The following is a 5,242-nucleotide window of genomic DNA, read 5'->3' on the forward strand; positions in this document are numbered from 1 at the left end:
TTTCGCTTCTGCCTTCCGGTGGGCTCCTTGCTATCTCTCATGGTCGAGCTCCGCGCAGGCGAACGAGCAGGGTCTCGAGCAGCACGCTCGGGTGCTGATCAGGGCGAGCGCCGTGGGCGAACATGTCCTCGAGGGTGGCGGCCACGGCCGCGGGGTCGAAGGGGCCGAAGCGACCGAGGAAGGAGCGCACGACCGCCTCGTCGAAGACGGCGGGGTCGAGGCGTTTCTGGAGCAGCGCGGTGACCTCGCTATCGCAGCGCAGACGGCGAGCCACAGCGCTCTCGGCGATCTGGCGGGGCGAGGGCTCGACAAAGGACTCCTTCTGGCGGCGCTCGACCAGGTGCGAGAGCCAGTCGACGGTCGGCGCGGCCGGCGCCGCGCTGACGCAGGGCTCAGCTTGCTTGGGCTTGGGGCGGCGGTGGGTCTCGACGAGGAAGGGGCGCACGCGCTCGACGAACTTGCCCTCGAGCCAGACCTCGATCTCGGCGAGCGTCTCGGGGTCGAAACGCACCTCGATGCGGCGGCGGCCGAGGGTGGTCTGGTAGCGCTCGCCGAGAAGAGAGAAGACACCGGATTTGTCGGGGCGGCGGTCCTCGCGCCAGAGGAAGGCGTCGCGGAGCTTGTCGTCGTCGGCGAAGCGGATGCGCTCGAGAGCCTTGCGCCAGCGGTCGAGGGGCTGCTCGCCGGTCTCGCCATGCGGCCTGCGGTTATATTCCACGTCGGACCAGGCGACGAAGGCCTCATTGAGCGCGTCCAGGGTCCTGATGCGCGGGCTGGACTTGAGCTCGGCCAGAAAGGCGCTGCGGATGAGCCGATTGAGCGCCTCGATCTTGCCGTGGCCCATCGGCCGCTTGCGGCGGGTGAAGATGGGACGGTGCATCCCGAGGGTGGCGACGATGTGCCGCATGTGCTTGGAGCGGTAGACCTTGCCGTTGTCGTAGTAGACGCGCCTGGGAGTGCCCCAGCGCTGGAGCGCCCGACGAAAGACCAGCTCGAGGGCGGGCAGCTCGCCGCGGAAGCTGAAGCGGCCGTGCAGGAGCAGGCGGCTGTGGTCGTCGAGGAAGGCATAGAGCCAGGCGCGGCGTGACTTGCCCGGTCGCGCAGGGTCGGGCAGCCAGGGTCCGGCGAGCAGGTCGCTCTGCCAGAGGTCATTGGGCGCGGCCGCCTCGAAGCGGTCGAGGTCCTCGGCGTCGGGGGTACGCGCCTTGGTCTGCGACAGACCCAGCGCCCGCAGCGTGCGGTGCAGGGTCGAGCGGCGGACGTGACCGGGCTCGACGAGCTTGGTTTCCTCGGCGATGTGGATGAGCCGGTCGAGCGAGCGCTCGGGCACGTCGCGCTTGAGCTGGGCGACGAGCTCGACCTGCTCGGGCGTGAGCGCGGTGGCGCCGCGGCGCGAACGGACCTGGTCCTCGAGGCCGGCAAGCCCGCCCTCGCGATAGCGGCGTGCCCAGCTGCGAATCGTCTCGGCGGCGACGGTGAGCGGCTGTCCTTGAGGGTCGAGCCAGGTGCGCGAGGCGAGCTTCTCGAGCAGCGGCCGCTTCTGGCCGCGCCCGGGCTCGAGCGCGAGGTAGGCGCTGATGATCTGATAGCGGCAGAGCGCCATCGCCCGTCTGGGGTCGTCTTCGTCGTCGTAGTGGTCGGCCATGGCATCTTTCACCTCCGTGCTGTCCAGCCTGCTCCAGGGACACCACGAGGCCGACGACCTCTTCTGTGGGAACGGATGGGGTCAAGGACTGGCAGCGCGGCGTGCAGTCGGCTACCTTCGTCTCCCAGGAGGCGGGAGCCGCAGAGTCAGATCGGGAATGACCTCTCGGTGGCGCTCATCCTCCCGCGAGCCTCGGCCAGGAGCAGTGCAGCAGGAGTCGATAGCGCGATAGCACCGCCGAACAGCCACGCGAGGGCCTGCCAGAGCCGGCAAATCTCCAGGGGCCGTCGCCAGCGTCGGCGGCGAAGACTGTCAGGCGGATCGAGCCCGCTCGGGAACAGATGCTCGACAGGCCGAGGCTCGCATCTCTCGATCACCGCAACGCGGATGTAGTGCAGCACCTCGTCAGCGCGCGCGACGGCGCGGTCGAGCCAGCGCTGGACGGTGCGAAAACTGCCATGGGTCACCAGCTCGGGGACGGCCTCGTGCCCGCCGAGCAGGCTGCCGCCGTCGAGCCACGCCCAGAGCTTGAGCAGGACGACCAGCGTGCACGACCACACCTGCGCGGCGTCGTCCGGCGGCCGGCTGTGGACGGTGCGCCTGGCCCTCGGGTCGCGCCAGCGCTGCTTCCAGAGCCGGCGCCGGATCAGCTGCCCCGCCTCGAGCATCCACAACCATCGAGGGAAGTGGCCGTGACGATGCCAGCCGGTGCCGGGGCGCTCGCCGTCGTAGCACAGGTCGCCGTCCGGCAGGCGTGAGTACACCCCGCCAGCAACGAACAGGCTGCTCGCCACCACGCCGACAAGCTGCTCGTCGGTGAACGTCCCAGGCACGTCTCCCGGTATCGATCACCGGGACGCGGGACGCGAATTTGGGATGTCAGCCTCTTCAGGCGGGAGTGTTAGCCGGGATCAGACACCTGGCTGCCGCGCTGCCCGCTATGTCACCAGCCCCACTCTCTGCCGACGCCTCATCCGCCGGCGAGCTGGCATGCACTCCGATCGCGCAGGGCGACATCTCGTTTGACACAGTAGTGCTAGTAGCTCCGCACAGTGGTTTTGACCGGTTCGGCCTTCGCCTTGCTCCTCCCGCCGGGTCGCTTCTTCAGGATGGTGGGCCTGGCCTTGAACCGGGCGAGTGGACCTCTGGGGGTGCGCTTGCGCGGCTTCTTCACGATCGTCCTTGCAGCGGGAGCTAGCTCGAACGGCTGATTCGCGGCCGTCGTTTGGATAGACTCCGCCGCCGGAGACGTGGCGGAGGGCTCGACGACCGGGGTCGCGATGATCGGCCCTGCGGCGATCGGCTCCACGGCGGGGCTCCCGGAGATCGGGTCCGCCGCCGCCGGACTCTGGGTGGCCGACTCCAGCACCGGGCTCACGGCCATCGGTTCAACGGCCGGGCTCGCGATGTTCGACGCGGCCGGACTCGGGGCGCTTGTTTCGGCCGCTTCGACTGCGGAAGCGATCGGGCCGGGCAAGGCCGCTTTGGGGTAGGCGCGCCCCATCTTCTCGCGAGCCTTCTCCGTCGTGAAGGTCCACTCGATCGTGGCCTTCGCCTCATTTCGCTGGGTCTCCCACGCAGCAACTTCGGCCCGCAGCAGACCGACATCCTCGATCCGGCGGTCAAGGCACTGACCGCGGAGCACGCCGATCTCGATCTCCGCCATGTTGAGCCAGCTGCCGTGCTTCGGCACGAAGTGGAACTCGAGCCGGCGCAAGATCCGATGCGCCTCTTCGGGCTCGAACGCCTCGTACAGCGCGCCCGGTGTGTGAGTCGAAAGGTTGTCCATGACCACTCGGATGAGCTCCGCGGCGGGGTAGTGCACGTCTACGAGCTCCCGCATGCACTCCGCGAAGTCGAGTGCCCTCCGACGGTCCGTGATCTTCACGTGGCGCCATCGGCGATGCGGATCGATCATGATGAACAGGTTCACGGTGCCGTTTCGTTGGTACTCGGAGTCGTAGCGCTGGAGCTGACCCGGCTTGGCCGGGATCGGTTCGCGCACCTCGCCGATGAGCTGCGTCGGGCTCTCATCGAAGCAGACCAAGGGCCGCAGAGGATCGGGGGCTTCCGCGTAGAGATCGAGCACGTGCTCCATCCGGGCCACGTACTCGCCGTTGATCTCCGGGACACACCACATCTCCTGGCGCCAGGGCTTCAGCTTGCTCTCGCCCAAGCGCCGACGCACGGTTTCACGCGATAGTTCCTCGTGGTCGGTGAGCGCGATCATTACCCCGGCGAGAAGGCTCAGCGTCCAGCGCGCGCGACCGGCCGGTGGCGCAGAGCACGTGGTCGCCACGAGGAGCGCTTCCTCTTTGCCTGAGAGCTTGCGCTTCGCGCCGGGCCGCTTGTCCTCGGTGAGCGCGCGTTCCAGGTTGCCCTCGACGAAGCGCCGCTTCGTGCGGAAGACAGTCGAGGTTCCCACAGACACGCTCGCCGCGATCGCCTCGTCGCTTTCCCCGGCATCCGCTGCGAGGAGAATCTGCGCCCGCTTCAGCTTTCGAGCTGACCTCTTGCCCTTCGCCAGCAGCCCCTTCAGCTCCGCCCGCTCGTCATCGTTCAGCTTCACGCGGTAGTGTACGTTCATGGCCGAAGAAGATCGTAGACCCGGGCAGTTGTCGATCACAAACACCCAGGGCCAGTACCTGGCCTTCATCTACGCCTACTCGCGGGTGATGGGGTGCTCACCCGCTGAGGCCGACATCCAGCGGTACTTCGCGGTGAGCCCACCCACGGTCCACCAGATGGTCCTGACCCTCGAACGAGACGGCTGGATTCGCCGCACCCCCCGCGCCGCGAGGAGCATCGAACTCCTCGTCGATCCCGAGTTCCTCCCGGTCCTCCGTTGATCCGCGAGTCAACCGATCATCTTCACTGTGCGGAGCTGCTAGCCCCACCACATGCAGTCGCTTCCACTCCTTCTCCCTCATCTTCTCCATGCCTCCACAGTTCTCGCGGAGGCGGAAGTTACTCCTGAACTGCTAGTCGGAAGTTTCTGCTGACCTACAACACCCGGTGGGTCGCTCGATGACAGGGACGGCAGCACGGTGGGTCGCTCGATGACGGGGACGGCAGCACGGTGGGTCGGGTCGCTCGATGACGGGGACGGCAGCACGCAAGAAGCTGCTCGAGCGCCAGCGGTGAGCTACTTGCAGCTGAACGCGGCGCCCTTCTCGGCGGGGTCGCAGAGCAGGTTCGCGTTCTGGTCCTGGAAGGCGTAGTTGCTGTCGCAGAGCAGCGCCGGGCTCTCGAGGGCCGTGTTCCCCTGCACCCCCACGTTGATGAGGGTGATGCTGTTCCCAGTCACCTCGAGATTCCCGAAGACGACGGTGTTGATCAGGGTGACGTTGTTGGCGGCCACGGTGAGGTTGCCCTTCACCTTCACGAAGGCGACGGTGGCGCCATTGCAGTTCTTCTCCAGCACCAGGTTCCCCATCACCGTGAGGCCGCGGACGTGAAAGTTGTTGGAGTTGAGCGTGAGGTTGCCCCCGATGACGGTCTTGTCGATGCCGTTGCCGATGAGGGAGACATTCTCCGCGTCGAGCCTCACGTTCCCGTCGATCGGCTTGCCGTCGGTCTCCGGCCCGAAGATGATGA

At 67.5% G+C, this 5,242-nt stretch carries 4 protein-coding genes and 1 pseudogene; 1 reads left to right on the forward strand and 4 read right to left on the reverse strand.

All coding sequences use genetic code 11. The features are described from left to right. Positions 1-37 precede the first annotated feature (37 nt). From WC683_19325 to WC683_19335, 3 genes and pseudogenes are all read right to left on the reverse strand, one after another. Positions 38-1,645, reverse strand: a complete 1,608-nt coding sequence (locus WC683_19325; GenBank protein ID MFA4974760.1) for a DDE-type integrase/transposase/recombinase — start codon at positions 1,643-1,645, stop codon at positions 38-40. A 146-nt stretch (positions 1,646-1,791) separates the two neighbouring features. Continuing rightward, complete coding sequence (locus tag WC683_19330) at positions 1,792-2,478, reverse strand: hypothetical protein (protein MFA4974761.1); 687 nt, start codon at positions 2,476-2,478, stop codon at positions 1,792-1,794. A gap of 653 nt (positions 2,479-3,131) precedes the next feature. Continuing rightward, a pseudogene (locus WC683_19335) lies at positions 3,132-4,232 on the reverse strand (IS630 family transposase). Between WC683_19335 and WC683_19340 the strand changes: the two are divergent. After that, the gene (locus tag WC683_19340) at positions 4,231-4,494 is read left to right on the forward strand and encodes a helix-turn-helix domain-containing protein (protein MFA4974762.1); all 264 of its coding nucleotides are present in this window, start codon (positions 4,231-4,233) and stop codon (positions 4,492-4,494) included. The pseudogene WC683_19335 and the gene WC683_19340 sit on opposite strands and share 2 nt — an antisense overlap. 296 nt (positions 4,495-4,790) lie before the next feature. Here the strand turns inward: WC683_19340 and WC683_19345 are convergent. Beyond that, positions 4,791-5,242 (reverse strand): hypothetical protein (locus WC683_19345; GenBank protein ID MFA4974763.1); only part of this gene is annotated, 452 nt, incomplete at its 5' end.

The organism is bacterium (genome assembly GCA_041648665.1).
Taxonomy (GTDB): Bacteria; UBA10199; UBA10199; order 2-02-FULL-44-16; family JAAZCA01; genus JAFGMW01.

Bases quoted from the DNA above. Each gene is read 5' to 3' on its own strand.
- WC683_19325 (MFA4974760.1), bottom strand. From the start codon at position 1,645: ATGGCCGACCACTACGACGACGAAGACGACCCCAGACGGGCGATGGCG.
- WC683_19340 (MFA4974762.1), top strand. From the start codon at position 4,231: ATGGCCGAAGAAGATCGTAGACCCGGGCAGTTGTCGATCACAAACACC.